Here is a 16242-nt window from a genome sequence, read left to right as displayed (position 1 = left end):
ACATGGCAGAAATCTCGATTCAAGTTAACGGCCGTCAGCAAAAGCACGAGGCCGAACCGCGCACCCATCTGGGTGATTTCATCCGCGAGAAAAGCCGTTTGACCGGCACCAACCTGAGCTGTGAACACGGTGTGTGCGGCGCATGTACGGTGTTGGTGGATGGCCGTCCAGTGCGCTCCTGCATCACTTTTGCCGGTGCTTGTGATGGCCACGAAGTCACCACCGTGGAAGGCTACGATGACGATCCGATCATGAGCCGTCTGCGTACGGCTTTCTCGGAAAAACACGCCTTGCAATGCGGCTTCTGTACGCCTGGCATGTTGGCGACCAGCCGCGACATCGTGCTGCGTTTGCCCGATGCAGACGAAGCCCGTGTGCGTATTGAGTTGTCCGGCAATATTTGTCGCTGCACCGGCTATCAAGGCATTACAGCCGCCATTCTGTCCGTGCTGCAAGCCCTGCGCGATCAGCCCGATGCCCAGGTAGAAGCCTTGCGCGCTGCCGTGGTGCAGAGCGTGCAGCAAGACTGGAACCAGAACGGCTTTACGACTTTTGAAGCGGTACAGGAAGAAGTGCAGACGCCCGCTCCGGTGGCCGCTGCTGCACCTGCCGCGTCCGGCAGTGCCGACAAGGGCAAGGGCCAGGCTATTCAAGGTGGTTTTGATGCCCGTTTCCCGGCCGATCAGGTTTGGGCTTTCATGAAGGATTTGCCCAAAGTGGCGGGCTGTCTGCCCGGCGCGATTATCGAGTCCCAGGAAGGGGCCACGGTACAGGGCAAGATCGCCATCAAATTTGGCCCCATGTCGGCTGCCTTCAAGGGTAATGCCACGTTGGAAGAGGATAACGAACGCCGTGCTGCCGTGCTGCGCGGTGAGGGCGTGGACTCCTTGAGCCAATCGCGTGCCCGTGGCGATGTCAGCTTTCAGGTCAAGCCGGATGGCGAAGCGCGCAGCCGCGTGGAAGTGGAGCTGGTGTATTCGCTGCAAGGGCCGCTGGCGCAGTTTTCGCGCTCCGGGCTGGTTCAGGATTTCGTGCGCCGCATGATTGCGGAGTTCGGCAAGAACGTGAACCTGCGCCTGGAAAAACCGCTGGCCGAAGGCGAAGAGCCGGTGGTGGCCGAGTTCAATCCGGTCAAGATGTTCTTCAGCATTTTGTGGGACCGCTTCAAGGGACTTTTCCGGCGCTCATAAGCGCATAGACGACGCAAGACGATAAATAAAACGGGGGTAAGGAGATGACGGAGCGTAAAGCTTTGGGGGGACGTGTGCGCCTCGCAATCGGGGCCACCTTCTTGTTGAGCACCTGGGGGGCGGCAGCCGAGCCCTTGAATGTAAAGCTGGACTGGACCCCTTGGGCCGTCCATGCACCGTTTCATCTGGCCGTGGAAAAGGGCTGGTTCAAGCAGGCTGGCCTGGATGTACGGCTGGAAGATGGCAACGGTTCTGTCACGGCGGTGCAGATCGTGGGTGGCAGTGATCGCTTTGATGTGGGCCAGGCAGCGCTGGCCTCCATGGTGATTGCACGCAGCAAAGGCTTGCCAGTCAAAGGGCTGGCCACCTTTGCCACGTCCAGCGATATCGGCGTGCTGGTGCCCAAGGATTCGGGTATTAGCGGGCCGGAGGGTTTGAAGGGACGCAAGATCGCCTATACCGCCGGTTCTCTGGAAGCGCCTTTTGTCGATGCGTTTCTGGCGGCGGGCGGCTTGCGTCGCAGCGATGTGGATCTGCTGAGTGTGGATGCGGCTGGCAAGGCAGCGACCTATGCGGTGGGGCGGGCTGATGCCGTGATCTCCACCATTCCATTTGTACTGGCTTCGGTGTCGCGTCAGCGCGCCTCCAATGCCATTCCTTTCGCCCAGCACGGCCTGGATATGGTCAGCTTTGGCCTGTTCACCAGCGAAGCCAAGCTAGCCAGCCGGGGACAGGAGCTGGCGACTTTTTCCAATGTGGTGGCCAAGTCCTGGAACTACATTTACAGCGGTCACGAGCAAGAAGCGGTGGATGCGATTGTGGCGCAACGCCCCAATGCGCGTTTGGACAAAGCCATTTTGCTGGACCAGCTGAACATTCTTAAAACCTACTTTGGCCCGGCTGTGGAGCAAGGCAGTATTGGCGTGAACCAGCCTGCGGACTGGGACAAGACAGTTGCCACGTTGGAACGGGTAGAGCTGATTCCTGCCGGTCAGAAGGCCACGGACTATTACCAGTCCGGCGTGGTCACCCCGCAATCCCTGAGCAGTCTGGAGCTGAAGTAATGGCGGCGCGGGTACTTTCTCAAGATGTGCGCAAGCGCTTTGAGGGCGCGCGTGATGTGCTGGCGCTGGACGGCATCAATGTCGATATTCAACCCGGCCAGTTCATCAGCATTCTGGGCCCCAGCGGCTGCGGGAAAAGCACCTTCCTGCGTTGCGTGGCCGGGCTGGAAAACATCAGCAGCGGCTCCCTGACGGTAGACCAGCAACCCGTCAGCGGCCCGCCCGACCAGGTGGGCATGGTGTTCCAGCGCGATGCCTTGCTGGAGTGGCGCAGCATACGCGACAACATTCTTTTGCCTTTGGAGTTTGCCGGCAAGCGCACGGCCGATTATCTGGACAAGGTGGATCAATTGCTGGCCTTGACCGGCCTGTCTCAGTTTGCCGACAGCTATCCACGCCAGTTGTCTGGAGGCATGCGCCAGCGGGCCTCCATTTGCCGTGCTTTGGTGGATGATCCGCGCCTGCTGCTGATGGATGAGCCTTTCGGTGCGCTGGATGCACTGACGCGCGACAACATGAACGCCGAATTGCAGCGCATCTGGATGAAAACGGGCAACACCACCTTGTTTGTGACGCACGGCATTGCCGAAGCCGTTTTCCTGGGCGATACCGTGCTGGTGTTCTCGTCTCGTCCAGGCCGCATTCTGGAGCAGATCAAGATCGACTTTCCTCGTCCGCGCCCGCTGTCCTTGCGCGAGACCCCGGAGTTCGGCCGGCATGTCGCTCATATCCGTCAATTGTTCGGCATTGCCGATGGTGCAGGAGACAGCCATGAATAAAGCCTTGCGTTCAATGCCCAGCTGGTTGGCGGGCGTGGTCTCTACCGTCGTGGTGCTGTTGGCATGGGAATTAATTTGTTGGCTGGGTCAGGTGCGGGAAGTGATTTTGCCGCGCCCCTCGCTGATTCTGGAGGATTTGTATGGCGAACTGGGTTGGTACATGGGTCAAGCGTTATACACGCTCGGCATCACGCTGGCTGGATTTGTATTGGCCGCCGTAGGCGGCGTGCTGATTGCCGTCGCCCTCGTGGGTTCACCGCTCTTCGAGCGTTTTTGCTATCCCCTGATTGTGGGTTTCAACAGCATTCCCAAAGTGGCTTTGGCACCGCTGTTCGTGGTCTGGATGGGTACCGGCTACGAGCCCAAGGTGGCCATTGCTTTTCTGATCGCCGTCTTTGCCGTGATTGTGGATACGGTGCAAGGCTTGCGCTCGGTCTCGCCCGACATTCTGGACCTGGGCCGGGTTTTGAAAGGCGGGCCGGTTGCCCTGTTTTTCAAAGTGCGCCTGCCCTCTGCGCTGCCATCGATCATGGCGGGCCTGAAAGTGGCTCTGTCCCTGGCTTTGGTAGGGGCTATTGTGGGCGAGTTCGTGTCCTCCCAGCGTGGCCTGGGCTTTGTGATCATGAGCGCCCAAGGGGTGTTCGACACGGTGCGCGTGTTTTCCGCCCTGTTCATTCTGGCCGTCATGGGACTGGCGCTGTACTTCCTGCTGGATGCAGTCGAAAAGCGCGCCACCCGTTTTCGGTCTCATTAGATTCCAACTAACTTCAACGCAGAAAATCTGGGGGATTGATGCAATCTTTACTCAAACTATCCAGGGCGATCGACAGCCTGAATCAGCTATGTGGCCGGGTGGTCATGTGGGTGGTTTTGCTGGTTGTCGTGATCAGCTCTTATAACGCCATCGCGCGCAAGTTCTTTGACTCCAGCTCCAATGCCTGGCTGGAGGTGCAGTGGTATTTGTTTGGCGCCTTGTTCCTGCTGACGGGCGGCTATACCTTCTTGCGCAATGAGCACGTGCGTGTGGATGTGCTGGCCTCACGCCTGTCCGAGCGCAAGCAGATTGTGATCGAAGCCGCGTGTGTGGTGCTGTTCATGCTGCCGGCCTGTATTGCCATCATGGCCTTGTCCTGGCCGGTGTTCATGGACTCCTACCTGAGCCAGGAAGTGTCTTCTAATTCCGGTGGCCTGATTCGCTGGCCTGCCAAATTGATTATTCCCATCGGCTTTGCCCTGATTTCCTTGCAGGGGATCTCGCACCTGATCAAGTGCATTGGTTTCTTGCGCGGTGCCTGCCCCAACCCCAACAAGAAGTTGCAGGAAAAATCGCCCGAAGAGCTGCTGGCTGAAGAAATTGCTCGGCAAGCCGAGGCCAAGTTAGCGCATCAACACAAAGGCTGAACCAGATCATGATGGATTTATTTGTCGCCAATATGGCGCCAGTGATGTTTGCGTCGCTGATTGTTTTCTTGCTGCTGGGCTTTCCGGTTGCCTTTGCGCTGGCCGCCAACGGTATGGTGTTCGGTCTGATCGGTGTGGAAATGGGCCTGTTCAACTGGTCCCTGTTCCAGGCGCTGCCGCTGCGTGTGTTTGGCATCATGGCCAACGATACTTTGCTGGCCATTCCCTTCTTTACCTTCATGGGGCTGATTCTGGAACGCTCCGGCATGGCAGAAGACCTGCTCGATACGATTGGTCAGCTGTTTGGTTCCATGCCTGGTGGTCTGGCCATTGCCGTGGTGTTTGTGGGTGCCATGCTGGCTGCAACCACAGGTGTGGTGTCAGCCTCGGTGATCTCCATGGGCCTGATCTCCTTGCCCATCATGTTGCGCTACGGTTATAGCCGCAGACTGGCCACGGGCGTGATTGCCGCTTCAGGCACCTTGTCGCAGATTATTCCGCCGTCGCTGGTGCTGATTGTGCTGGCTGACCAGTTGGGCCGTTCGGTAGGCGATATGTACCGTGGTGCCATGGTGCCTGGTCTGGTGCTGACAGGCGCTTATCTGCTTTACATCCTGATTCTGGCCGTGCTGCGTCCCAAGGATGTGCCACCGATTCCTGCCGAACATCGCACTTATTCGGAGGCCAATGGCCGTTCCGGTGCGCGCTCCTTGTGCGTGTTGCTGTTGATCTCGCTGGTGGCCGGTTATATCTTGGACGAGTTTTGGGTTGATCCCAACGGCCCGGTAGATGAGAAGGTTATTATCTGCATCTTGCTGGTTGGTGGTGTGGCTTTCGTGCTGGCCCTGATCAACAAATGGCTGAAGCTGGGCTTGCTGTCGGTGCTGGCAGAACGCGTGGTGTTTGTGATGATCCCGCCCCTGGGCCTGATCTTTCTGGTGCTGGGCACAATTTTCCTGGGTATTGCCACCCCCACGGAAGGCGGTGCGATGGGCGCAGTCGGTGCTATTCTGATGGCGGTCAGCCGTCGTCGTCTGAGCACCGATCTGCTCAAGCAAGCTATGGATACCACGGCCAAGCTGTCCTGCTTCGTGATGTTCATTCTGATCGGTTCCACCATCTTCTCGCTGACTTTCCGTGGCGTGGATGGCGACTTGTGGGTGGAGCACCTGCTGATTGACCTGCCTGGCGGTGAATACGGCTTCCTGATTCTGGTCAGTGTGCTGGTGTTTGTACTGGCCTTTTTCCTGGATTTCTTCGAACTGGCATTCATCATCGTGCCTTTGCTGGGGCCGGTGGCTGACAAGATGGGCATCGATTTAATCTGGTTTGGCGTGCTCTTGGCCGTTAATATGCAAACATCCTTTATGCATCCACCATTTGGCTTCTCACTATTTTATTTACGCTCGGTGGCGCCCAAGGATGATTACATCGACAAAGTGACCAAGAAGAAGATCCCGGGTGTGGCCACAGGCGACATTTACTGGGGCTCCGTACCCTTTATCTGCATCCAGATTGTTATGATTGCTGTGGTGTTGCTGTTCCCCGGCATGGTGACGCATTACAAGGGAACGGGCGCCCAAGTTGATCCCAATACAGTCACGATCGAAATGCAGGACGAATACGGTGCCGACCTGAATCCGTTTGATGATTCGGGCGAGGGTGGCGGTATGCCGGTATTCAAATAAACACAGGAAAGACTGGAGACACATATGGAGAGCCTGGATGTCAGGGTATTGCGCCAGTTGCACGAGTGGCGCGCACAAGGACGTGATGCCATTTTGGTTACGGTTGTGCAGACCTGGGGTTCGTCCCCCCGTCCAGAGGGTTCCATCATGGCTCTGGAAAAAGGTGGGGCGGTGGTCGGGTCGGTCTCGGGTGGTTGTATCGAGGACGATCTGATCCGTGCCTATCACGAACCCGAAGGGGCGGATAAGCGCCTGCATGGCGATGGCTGTCCTCAGATGCTGACGTATGGCGTCAGCGCGGATGAGGCGCATCGCTTTGGCCTGCCTTGCGGCGGCACGATCCGTTTGCTGGTGGAGTTCAATCCCTGCCCGCAAGCAATGTCGGAATTGCTGAGCTTGCTGGAGCAGCGCCATCTGGTGCAACGTCATGTGGATCTGCAAACTGGCCGTGCCTGGGGCAGTGCCACCCGTGTTCCGGCTGCCTTGCATTTAAGCGAGGACCGCCTGTCGGTGACTTTTGGCCCGTCCTATCGGCTCTTGCTGATCGGTGGTGGGCAACTGTCCGAGTACGTGGCGACCATTGCCTTGTTCAACGGCTTTGATGTGACGGTCTGCGATCCGCGCAGCGAGCATATTCAAGGCTGGAGCGTGACGGGTGCACGTGTAGTTAGCGGCATGCCGGACGATGAGGTCATTGCCTGCGTGCCGGATCGGCGTACGGCCATTGTGGCCCTGACGCACGATCCCAAGCTGGATGATATGGCCTTGCTGGAGGCGCTCAAGAGCAGTGCCTTTTATGTGGGGGCGATTGGTTCGCGACGTAATAACCAGAGCCGTCGCGAACGCCTGGCCGAGCACTTTGATCTGACGGCCGAGGAAATCGACAAGCTCAAAGGTCCGATTGGTTTGTATATAGGCAGCAAGACCCCGGCAGAGATTGCCGTCAGCATCATGGCCGAGATCATCGCGATCAAGAACGGGGTGGATGTGCCGCGTGAACTGTCCGTCGGCTCTGTCAAGGATAGACAAGAACAGCCGTCGGCCTAGGTGGTGGCTGTTGCGACAGTTCTGCATTCAAACTTTTCGCACTAAGATAAGAGAACGGGCGGCGACCCGTTCTTTTTTTGTCTCCAGGCCGCCCAGGACCTGACGCCTTCTGTTTTCAGCAGGCCGCCAGCGGGTGACCAGCCCGTGCAGCGTAGGGACGTTTTGATTTCTGTCTTTGTGAGCCTGCCATGCCCTTTGTGTCCCAATATGGTTTTTTGCCCCTGAGTGCCGCGCCCGGAAAACAGGCCCTGTACAGTCCGGCACAGTGCGCCAGCATGGATGCAGCCGCTCCGGCTTTCGGGGTATCCATCGAGCAATTGATGCAGGCCGCTGCCAGTGCGGTGGCGCGTACCGTGCAGCGCCATTGGCCGCAAGGAGCGGTGCTGTTCTTGTGCGGGCCGGGTAATAACGGCGGGGATGCCTTGGTGGCGGCGCAAATTCTGCGCGAGCAGGGGCGGGTGGTTTCCGTGTTCAGTCTGGTGGACCCGTCTGTACGGCAGGGTACGGCCGCCTGGGCGCAAACGCAATGGCAGGGTCGCTGGGAAAGTCAGTGCCCGGACTTTCGACGCTTTTCGGTGGTGGTGGATGGTTTGCTGGGAGCAGGCCTGGATCGTGATGTAGAGGGCGAGACAGCCGCCTTGATTCAGGCTTTGGCGGCTTCCAAGGTTCCTGTATGTGCCATTGACGTGCCATCGGGCCTGGATGGCGCCAGCGGGCAGGTGCGCGGTGTGGTCGCCCCTGCCACGGTGACAGTCAGTTTTGTGCGCTACAAGCCGGGCCATGTGCTGTATCCGGGCCGTGCCTTGTGCGGCAAGCTGGAGCTGGCCGAAATCGGCATGCCAGCGCCGGCCTTGCAAGAGGCCAATACCTGGTTGAATGAACCTGCCTTGTGGCATGCTCATCTGCCGCAGTTGGGTGCCCAGAGCCATAAATACACGCGTGGGCATGCTTTGGTGGTTGGCGGCGAACGGATGACCGGAGCCAGCCGTCTGGCGGCTCGTGCAGCACAGCGCGCTGGAGCCGGACTGGTCAGCATGGCTGTGCCACCCTCGGTCTGGTCGGTGTACGCCGGGGCACTGGACAGCATCATGGTGGCCCCCTTGGATAACACTCTGACCACGGACGAGCGCATTCGCGCCTGGCTGGTGGGGCCGGGTGCGGGACTGGGCGAGCAAACCCGTCGCCTGACTTTGGCTTTGCTGGCAACGGGGCGACCTTGTGTTCTGGATGCGGACGCCATCAGCAGCTTTGCAGCACAGCCCCAGGAGTTATGGGATGCCTTGCATGAGCAGTGCGTATTGACCCCTCATGCGGGCGAGTTTGCCCGCGTTTTTGAGGAAGTGCCGGATCGTCTGGAAGCGGCGCGACTGGCTGCTACGCAATGTGGTGCCGTGCTGGTGTTGAAGGGAGCAGATACTGTTATTGCCGCGCCCGATGGGCGGGCCTTGATCAATGCCTGCGCCCCGCCGTGGTTGGCCACTGGAGGCAGCGGGGATGTGTTGGCGGGTCTGGTCTGTGGCTTGCTGACCCAAGGCATGCCTGCCTTTGAAGCGGCGGGGGCGGCTGTCTGGCTGCATTCACAGGCCGCCCTGGAGTTTGGTCCCGGATTGATCCCGGAGGATTTGATAGAGGTGCTGCCCCGTGTTTGGCAGCGCCTTCTGTCCAGGGTCTGAGACTTACTTGCGTGGGGCGCGCTGGTAGGCCAATGCCACAATCCCGCTCAGCACCACCGCGCCACCGAGCAATTGGGTGGAGTTCAAGGTTTGTTTCAGAATCAGCCAGCCCAGAATCAGCGAGGCCACCGGCTCCATATTCATGAAGGGCGCATTGCGTGTCATGTCCAGGCGGGGAGCCAGCACAAACAGGGTCACAAAGCCCGTGGTGTACAGCACACAGACCAGAGACAGGGCAATCCAGCCTACAGCGTCGTGGGGCAGGGAAGAGCCACCGGGCAGCAGTCCCAGAGGGCTAAGTGCAATCAGGCAGACCAAAGTTTGGCTGATGGTACAGAAACTGCGTACCAGGCCGGGCAAGGGCGCCAGTTTATTTTCTGTAATCCACAGTCCAATCGCAAAGGTCAGGGCGGTCAGCAGGCTGCAAACCACGCCCAGGACCCACTGCCCATCCAGCGTTGCGCCCTTGATCAGACTGGGAGCGTCCAGCGCCAACAAGAGGCCGACCAGAATTGCCATCATGATGATGGAGGTTTTGCGCGTGGGTTTGTGCCCGCCCAGTATCCAGGTCAGTAGCGCCAGCAGAATCGGGTACATATTGGCCACCAGCAAGGCCAAGGCGACGGGGATACGGGCAATGGAGGAATAAATCAGCATGCACTGCATGGTGATCAGCCCGCCCAGCATCAGTTGCCAGCCCAGATACTGACGGGGCACATACAGGGCTTGCTTGCGCCAGATCAGTAGCATGCTCAAGGCCAGGGTGGCCGCGGCCGAGCGAAAGATAACCGAGATGATCAGCCCGGTGCCATGGTCCAGCGCCACTTTGGCCGCGATATGGTTGGCGGCGAAGGAGCTGCCCAGCATTAACAGCAACATAATGGCAAGGTGACGGGGCAGTAAGGCAGGAGATGTTGCGGGGGGCATGCTACTTTTATTTCAAGTTTAAAGAATGGGTGGATGCTTTATTGTTGTCCGCCCTGCCACTTGCTGCAAGTATTGATTGCGAAACATGCTCAGGCCTGGTCCCGAGGGCGGTGCTACTATGTTGAGCGATGTCCATGTCCACAGAGATGCCTTCATGAAAATCGACCCCGCCAAAAAGCCGACGATTCCTCGTTCTACGGGACAAGCACCGTCCTTTTTCTGGCGCAGCTTGATGGCGGGTGGGGCCTTGCTGGCCGGCCTGACAGGCTGTGCCCTGCCTTCGCTGGAAGGACGTAGCCACAGCGAGGCGTTGCCGCTGGATCAGGCCAAGGAAACCATGATTGGCCAGGCAGTGGCTCCCTTAGTTCAGCAGCATCCTGGCTTGTCGGGCATTTATCCTTTGTTCGATCCACATGATGCCTATGCTGCCCGTGCCTTGTTAGCCTTTGCCGCTCAAAAAACGCTGGACGTGCAGTATTACATCTGGCGGGGCGACACCACCGGCACCTTGATGCTGGGCACTTTATTGCAGGCTGCCGAGCGTGGCGTGCGTGTGCGCTTGTTGATTGATGACAACGGCATCACCGGGCTGGATGATATCTTGGCCGCTTTGAACGCTCACCCCAATGTCGAGGTACGGCTGTTCAACCCCTTTGTGCTGCGCTGGCCCAAACCTCTGGGTTTTCTGACGGACTTTTCCCGTCTGAACCGGCGCATGCACAACAAGTCTTTTACCGTGGATAACCAGGTCACCATTATTGGTGGGCGCAATGTGGGCGATGAGTACTTCGGTGCGACTCAGGACGTCTTGTTTGCGGATCTGGACGTGATGGCAATTGGCGCGGTGGTGCAGGACGTCTCCAAGGATTTTGACCGTTACTGGGCCAGTCAATCGGCCTATCCGGTGGACAGCCTGATCAAAACGGGTGGTTCGGAAGCCCTGATGAAGTTTCAGGCTAAGTTGCAGGAAGCCGAAGCGCAACCACGCGCCAAGGATTACCAGCAGGTGCTGCGTGAATCGGATCTGGTCAGCCATTTGGTGCGTGGCGAGCTGGATTTCCAGTGGGCGCGGACCACCATGATCAGTGATGATCCGGCCAAGGCCCTGGGCCCGGTCAACCCTGAGCAATTGATGGTCTGGCAAATGGACCATGTGCTGGGCAAGCCCACCAGCCAGGTGGACCTGGTGTCCTCGTACTTTGTGCCTACCGCTGCAGGTGTACGGGCCTTTGAGGACATGATGAAGCGGCCTGGCATGAAGGTCCGTATCCTGACCAATTCCCTGGCTGCAACGGACGTGACGGCCGTACATGCAGGCTATGCGAAACGACGTAAAGCCTTGTTGGAAGCTGGGGTGCAGTTACTGGAGCTGCGGCCCACCATGGACAAGCCTACGCGTCACGGCTCCGGGCCTTTTGGTAGCTCGGGTTCGGCTCTGCATGCCAAGACCTTTGCGGTAGACGGTAAGCGCCTGTTTGTGGGCTCTTTTAATTTCGATCCGCGTTCGGTCAATTTGAATACGGAGCTGGGCTTTATTATCGAGAGCCCTGAAATGGCGCAAGCCCTGTCCAAGAGTTTTGAGGACGTCCTGCCTTACCGCAGCTATCGTGTGGAACTGGATGAAAACGGTGATCTGGTGTGGATTCAGTTGAACGAAGACGGCACCCAGCGCTTTTTCACCTCCGAGCCGAATGCCAATATCTGGCGTCGAGCCGGGGTAGGCGTCTTGTCTATCCTGCCGATCGAGTGGCTGCTTTAAGCCGATTCAATTATCGGTAGTGGATCTGAAATGCCCCCAAGGATCAAGCTGATTCCTTGGGAGCATTTTCTTGTGCTTGCTGGTTTTATTGACTAGACCTTGAGCTTTTGCACGGCCTGTCGGCGTGTCTGAATCCAGTCTGCGTAGCGATGCAAGCCATGTTTTTCCATGTGTTGCTCGGCCAGATTCCATTCCTGCAAGGCTTGTGCGTTCTCGCCCAGCGCCATCCAGGCGTCTCCGCGCACACAGTGCAGCTCGGTGCCCAGACTATTGGTGTCATAACGCAGACCTTGAGCGGCAGCCTTGTCCAGCCAGGGCATGGCTTCATTGCTGCGACCCAGACGTATCATGGCGCGAGCAATACGGCTCATCAGGCCATCGGTGCTGATGGGTAGACCGTACTGGGCGATCTGTACGCAATCGAGCAGGGACTGCAGGCTGGTTTCTCGGCCTTGCAACATCACTTGGCAATAGTGCAGGTAAGAGCGACTAAGTGCAGACCAGGGCTCGGGGTTATGCGATTTTTGCAGCTCTTGCAAGGACAGCTCGGCCACTTGCTGACAGTCTTCAAGCTGTTCCATCAGGTAGTAGGCCTGCATGACGAACAAGTGCGTAATGGCGCGTAGTGAAAAAGTGGTATCCACACGCAAGGATTGCAAGGCCAGATGGACATGCTGCTGAGCAGCATCCATATTGCCTTTCAAGGCCAGGGCGACGCTCAGGGTTCCAAAGGTAATGGACTGAGGAAAGTGCTCGGCAATGGCCTGACGACCGTTCTGCTCCTTCAGGTCATCAAAGACGGCCAGGCTCAGGTTCAGCGTCTGGATGGCATTGGTGACATTCCCTTTCCACAGCTCGTGCTGACCAATGGCGTACAAGGCCCAGCTGCGGTTCTGATCGTGGCTGGTTTCATTGGCCAGAGCCAGTAACTGGCGCGCTTTTTGCAGGGCTTGCTCGAAATTGCCCTGGGCTTGAAAGGCTGTCCAGGCTGTCCACAAGCTGATCATGACCTGATCCGAGTCATGCTCGTCATGCAGCTCATGGCCCAGCTCGTAGGCCATGGCCGTAGAGGCGGAGGCGGGGCCGTACAACGAGGACTCAATCGCGCCTTGCAACATGCGACATTCAAATTGCAGGGTTTGGCGAACCTGCAAGTCTTCAATCAATTCGCTGCGGTTCAAGGAGCGCTGCAGGTATTGGCTGGCCTGGCGCAGGTCGTCCTGTGCCAGCGCTTCGCGGGCTGCACGCTGCCACCAGAAGGCGGCTTCCGGACTTTCCGCTTCGCACAGATGCAGGGCAATGTACTCGGGCGCGTGACGGCGGCGTATGCCGTGCTGGGCGATGGCGTAGTGGGCCTGACGCAGTTCTTCCTGCATCGCCACACGTTCCAGTGCCTGGGAGACCAGCGGCAGACAGGAGACATGCTTGTCATGCACATCGATCAGATCCAGCGTCGCCAGCGTGTCCAGTCCACTGCTCAAGGCGGTGTTTTCCAGGCGCAGCATCAGAGCCAGCTCGTCGATGGAAATAGGCTGTGCCTGCAAGGCGATGCTGGTCAGGATGTGGCGTGTTGCGGGCAGGAGGCTGTGGTACTGGGTGCAGACCAGGTCAGTCAGGCACAAGGCATCACTGCATTCACTATTGAGCTCATGGCAGCGCAGCAGCTCGTTGGCATGGCCTGGATTGCCTGCGCTTAAGCGGACCAGGCGGCTGCGTTTATCGCGCGCCAGCCTTTGTCCCCGTTGGCCGCTTAACAGGCTGTTGATGCTGGAGCGATCCAGTGTACGCAGGCTCAGGTGCTCGGCACGTTCCAGTCCATGACCGGGTTTGCGGCTGGTTGTCAGCAGCAAGGTCGGGTGACGCGGGGCCGTGTGCGCCAGCAAGCGGATCAGGCGCTGGGAAGGCGGGTCGGCCCATTGCACGTTTTCAATAATCAGCAAGCGACGGCGTGGCGAATTGCCCGGGCCGCTGAGCAAATTGAACAATAAATCCATATGAGCCGTGGAAGGCTCGTTCAGGTCTTGCTCGTCCGGGCCGCTATTTAGCCATTGATGCAGGGACTGGGCCTGTTTGGGGCTGATTTCCAGTGCCTCTTGCAAGGTTTGCACGGAGAAGGGATCGCGCTGCTTGCCGTTTTGCGAGGTGAGGTAGTCGGCAATCTGCTCGTGCAGCCAGAGGCGAATCGGATGCCAGGCCACACGACGCTTGTCTTCACGACAATTGAGCACAATGCAGTGGTGGGCGGTTTTCTGCACATAGTCCGCCAGAGACTGCACCAGCAGACTCTTGCCGATATGAGCGCGACCGTGAATGGCAATGTGATGCAAGGCACGGTTGGGACCGATATGCGCCCAGGCTTGCACCAGATGGTCGAACTCTTGCGAGCGGCCATAGACGCGGCTGGTTAAACGCGTAGGGTCTGCGTCGGAAGGGCTCAGATTCAGCCACAGCGCTTCGCTCTGGCGGCCCAGCGGGCCTTGCACATCCTTGGTGTCCAGACGCAGAGCGGCCTGCACGCTGATACGTGGCGTGCCGGGGCTGGCTTCCCAGCTCAAGGGCAGCACCACTTGTGCAAGTTGGCCCCAGGGATCGGGGTAAGCGCTTTGATCGTCCATGGCCAGATCGGCGTGCAGGGCGATGCTCAGCTTGACGTGTTCATCCATGCGCAAGGTTGCCGCAACCCGTGCCAATGCGGCTGCTTGCGCGACGGGCGACTCCAGCAACTCGGGATAACCAAAGTAGGCAATCAACTGATTGGGGCCAGCCTCACAGGGCCAGCCGCCATGCTGTTCAATCAAGGTTTGCAAGGTCTGGCGACATTGTCCCAGCAGATGGCCGCCGCGCTCACGAGCATGCCGGTGACCGGGCTCAAAGCGCAGGCAAAAGCCGACCGCGGCCAAGGGGCGCAGGCGCAGAGAGACCGTCGTGGGTAAGGATTTGGCAGGGCTGATCGAGCGTGCCGGCAAATCCACCAGACTGCGTGTCTGGGCACTGGGTTCGCAGCCCAGGCGGTCGGCCAGCAAGACCGAGCATTGCTCGTAGGCGTGCAGGGCGGCTTCATGCTGGCCTTCCTGTTTCAGCAGCCGAATCAGCTCTTGATGCAGTTTTTCTTCTTCAGGCCAGATCAGGAGCCAGCGTTTAAGGTAACTGACTGCTTGCGGTGCAGGCAGCGTGCTCAGGCCAGACTGTATGTAACGGTCACGGCATTGCGACAGAGTTTGACGAATGTTTTGCTGTGTATCCTGCAACCAGTCCTGTAACTGCTCGCCATGGTGCAGTTTTACCTGCCCCAGCAAGGGGCCCTGATACAGGTTCAGGCGCTCCAGATCGTTAAGCGATGGCTGACTGGGGTGTTGCAACAGGCTGAGCACATCCACCTGGGTGTGGCTGGGGTCCAGGGCCAGGGTGTCATTGGTAATGTGCAGGACCTGATCACAACCTTCAAAAGCGCGGCGCAAGGCGTGCAGCGCGTGGCGTAAACGAGCGCGGCCCACACTGATGGGGTCTTCATGCCAGATCGTTTCAGCCAAACGGCTGCGACTAATCGGTTTGCCCTGGGCCAAGGCCAACATGGACAATAAAATACGCGCTTTATCGTAGTTAATGATTTGTGCGCGGCATTGTCCTTTCACCAGGAGTCGGTAGGTACCGAGCAGGTAAATTTGGGCCAAGTGCGAGGCGGAGGAAGGCAAAACATCCATGGGCTCGGGCTCGTATCAAGAGTTAAGCAATGATTGGGATAATGTATCCGATACGTTTAATTTTCGTTTACCAACTTTTGCAAAAATAAACGCTTTGCTTGTTCAAGATTAAACCTTTTTGGGACATCTCCGGCTTAACTCATCGCAGGCTATGATGTGGACTTGTCACTTTCCTGTGCTTGCTTGCCTCTTGGTATGGTCGATCCCACACGTTCATCGCTGCGCAAACAGTCCAAATTGCCTCTGTCGCTCAAGGTGAAATATACCTTGCGAGCGCGCCTGGAGCGTGGCGAATGGCCGGTGGGAACGCGTATTCCCACGTTAGAGGAGTTGATGCAGGAGTATGGCGTCTCGCGCGCTACCGTGCGGGCGGCACTGGATGAGCTGGAACACGAAGGCCTGATCGAGCGCACACGCGGCAAGGGCACGTTTGTTATTGGCGACGTCGCGCAAGACCATTGGCTGATGTTGCCCACCAATTGGGATGCCTTGATTGAACATCTGACGCGTCTGGATTCGGTCATGGTGGAGCTGGGCAATGGTCTGGGAGCCTTGCCCATTGAAATTACCGGGCAGTCCTTGCCCGATGAATATTGGTGGACCAGCCGTGTGAATTACGCTGATGGCGTGGCTTACAGCCTGAATACGGTCTACGTGTTGAATACACTGGCCCAGACCTTGCAACCGGTATTAAGTCAGGAACCAGTGCTGCTGGTGCTGAATCGTCTGGCTCGCGAGCAGATCCATACTATTCGTCAGACACTGACCGTGCGGGTTGCCGATGCGGATTTAGCACGCCATTTGAATATGGATATAGGCATGCCGGTGGTGCGGGTAATTCGCCTGATTGTGAACCGTGCAAATCAACTGGTTTATGCGGCACAGGTCTTTTATCCCGCTAAATATCTCAGCATTCAGACCGAGCTGACACCTGGCCTTTAAGACTGCCATCCCAGGCGCGCTGCGCCTTTACGACACTCCTAGGTAAAAACACCAAGTTATGCCGCTCGATA

The 16242-nt window shown here is 58.1% G+C and carries 12 protein-coding genes; 10 read left to right on the top strand and 2 right to left on the bottom strand.

What is annotated here, in order from left to right; all coding sequences use genetic code 11:
* The first annotated feature begins 2 nt into the window (after positions 1–2).
* From NBV64_RS15205 to NBV64_RS15170, 8 genes are all read left to right on the top strand, one after another.
* Positions 3–1190 (top strand): xanthine dehydrogenase family Fe-S subunit, encoded by a 1188-nt coding sequence (locus tag NBV64_RS15205; RefSeq protein WP_250756064.1) that lies wholly within the window; start codon positions 3–5, stop codon positions 1188–1190.
* A gap of 44 nt (positions 1191–1234) precedes the next feature.
* On the top strand, positions 1235–2254 hold the full coding sequence (locus NBV64_RS15200) for an ABC transporter substrate-binding protein (RefSeq protein ID WP_137431454.1): 1020 nt from the start codon (positions 1235–1237) through the stop codon (positions 2252–2254).
* A complete protein-coding gene (locus NBV64_RS15195; protein WP_009464036.1) occupies positions 2254–3033 on the top strand; it encodes an ABC transporter ATP-binding protein in 780 nt (259 codons plus the stop codon). Before NBV64_RS15200 ends, NBV64_RS15195 begins: the two co-directional genes overlap by 1 nt.
* Positions 3026–3787 (top strand): ABC transporter permease, encoded by a 762-nt coding sequence (locus NBV64_RS15190; protein ID WP_009464034.1) that lies wholly within the window; start codon positions 3026–3028, stop codon positions 3785–3787. Before NBV64_RS15195 ends, NBV64_RS15190 begins: the two co-directional genes overlap by 8 nt.
* A 38-nt stretch (positions 3788–3825) precedes the next feature.
* Complete coding sequence (locus NBV64_RS15185; RefSeq protein ID WP_250756063.1) at positions 3826–4434, top strand: TRAP transporter small permease subunit; 609 nt, start codon at positions 3826–3828, stop codon at positions 4432–4434.
* Between the two features lie 11 nt (positions 4435–4445).
* Positions 4446–6122: a TRAP transporter large permease gene (locus tag NBV64_RS15180; RefSeq protein ID WP_250757253.1), complete on the top strand. Its 1677-nt coding sequence runs from the start codon at positions 4446–4448 to the stop codon at positions 6120–6122.
* Positions 6123–6146: 24 nt separating this feature from the next.
* On the top strand, positions 6147–7169 hold the full coding sequence (locus NBV64_RS15175) for an XdhC family protein (RefSeq protein ID WP_250756062.1): 1023 nt from the start codon (positions 6147–6149) through the stop codon (positions 7167–7169).
* A 188-nt stretch (positions 7170–7357) separates the two neighbouring features.
* On the top strand, positions 7358–8842 hold the full coding sequence (locus NBV64_RS15170) for an NAD(P)H-hydrate dehydratase (protein ID WP_250756061.1): 1485 nt from the start codon (positions 7358–7360) through the stop codon (positions 8840–8842).
* A gap of 3 nt (positions 8843–8845) precedes the next feature.
* Here the strand turns inward: NBV64_RS15170 and NBV64_RS15165 are convergent, their stop codons facing one another.
* Positions 8846–9769 (bottom strand): EamA family transporter, encoded by a 924-nt coding sequence (locus NBV64_RS15165; RefSeq protein ID WP_250756060.1) that lies wholly within the window; start codon positions 9767–9769, stop codon positions 8846–8848.
* Between the two features lie 154 nt (positions 9770–9923).
* On the opposite strand from NBV64_RS15165, the gene NBV64_RS15160 reads away from it, so the two are divergent.
* Positions 9924–11528, top strand: a complete 1605-nt coding sequence (locus tag NBV64_RS15160; protein ID WP_274984784.1) for a phospholipase D family protein — start codon at positions 9924–9926, stop codon at positions 11526–11528.
* A 92-nt stretch (positions 11529–11620) separates the two neighbouring features.
* Here NBV64_RS15160 and NBV64_RS15155 read toward each other — a convergent pair whose 3' ends face one another.
* A complete protein-coding gene (locus NBV64_RS15155) occupies positions 11621–15229 on the bottom strand; it encodes an ATP-binding protein (protein ID WP_250756059.1) in 3609 nt (1202 codons plus the stop codon).
* A gap of 195 nt (positions 15230–15424) precedes the next feature.
* Here NBV64_RS15155 and NBV64_RS15150 point away from each other — a divergent pair, with 195 nt between their 5' ends.
* Entirely contained in the window at positions 15425–16171 is a 747-nt protein-coding gene (locus NBV64_RS15150) for a GntR family transcriptional regulator (RefSeq protein WP_250756058.1), read from the top strand.
* Positions 16172–16242 lie beyond the last annotated feature (71 nt).

Origin of the sequence: Alcaligenes sp. DN25, from assembly GCF_023674485.1 — a bacterium.
Classification (GTDB): Bacteria; Pseudomonadota; Gammaproteobacteria; order Burkholderiales; family Burkholderiaceae_B; genus Alcaligenes; species Alcaligenes phenolicus.
This window is presented reverse-complemented; position numbering and strand designations above follow the sequence as displayed.

Excerpts from the sequence above, each read along its gene's own strand:
- NBV64_RS15205 (WP_250756064.1), top strand. The coding sequence starts at position 3 with ATGGCAGAAATCTCGATTCAAGTTAACGGCCGTCAGCAAAAGCACGAG.
- NBV64_RS15200 (WP_137431454.1), top strand. The coding sequence starts at position 1,235 with ATGACGGAGCGTAAAGCTTTGGGGGGACGTGTGCGCCTCGCAATCGGG.
- NBV64_RS15195 (WP_009464036.1), top strand. The coding sequence starts at position 2,254 with ATGGCGGCGCGGGTACTTTCTCAAGATGTGCGCAAGCGCTTTGAGGGC.
- NBV64_RS15190 (WP_009464034.1), top strand. The coding sequence starts at position 3,026 with ATGAATAAAGCCTTGCGTTCAATGCCCAGCTGGTTGGCGGGCGTGGTC.
- NBV64_RS15185 (WP_250756063.1), top strand. The coding sequence starts at position 3,826 with ATGCAATCTTTACTCAAACTATCCAGGGCGATCGACAGCCTGAATCAG.
- NBV64_RS15180 (WP_250757253.1), top strand. The coding sequence starts at position 4,446 with ATGGATTTATTTGTCGCCAATATGGCGCCAGTGATGTTTGCGTCGCTG.
- NBV64_RS15175 (WP_250756062.1), top strand. The coding sequence starts at position 6,147 with ATGGAGAGCCTGGATGTCAGGGTATTGCGCCAGTTGCACGAGTGGCGC.
- NBV64_RS15170 (WP_250756061.1), top strand. The coding sequence starts at position 7,358 with ATGCCCTTTGTGTCCCAATATGGTTTTTTGCCCCTGAGTGCCGCGCCC.
- NBV64_RS15165 (WP_250756060.1), bottom strand. The coding sequence starts at position 9,769 with ATGCCCCCCGCAACATCTCCTGCCTTACTGCCCCGTCACCTTGCCATT.
- NBV64_RS15160 (WP_274984784.1), top strand. The coding sequence starts at position 9,924 with ATGAAAATCGACCCCGCCAAAAAGCCGACGATTCCTCGTTCTACGGGA.
- NBV64_RS15155 (WP_250756059.1), bottom strand. The coding sequence starts at position 15,229 with ATGGATGTTTTGCCTTCCTCCGCCTCGCACTTGGCCCAAATTTACCTG.
- NBV64_RS15150 (WP_250756058.1), top strand. The coding sequence starts at position 15,425 with ATGGTCGATCCCACACGTTCATCGCTGCGCAAACAGTCCAAATTGCCT.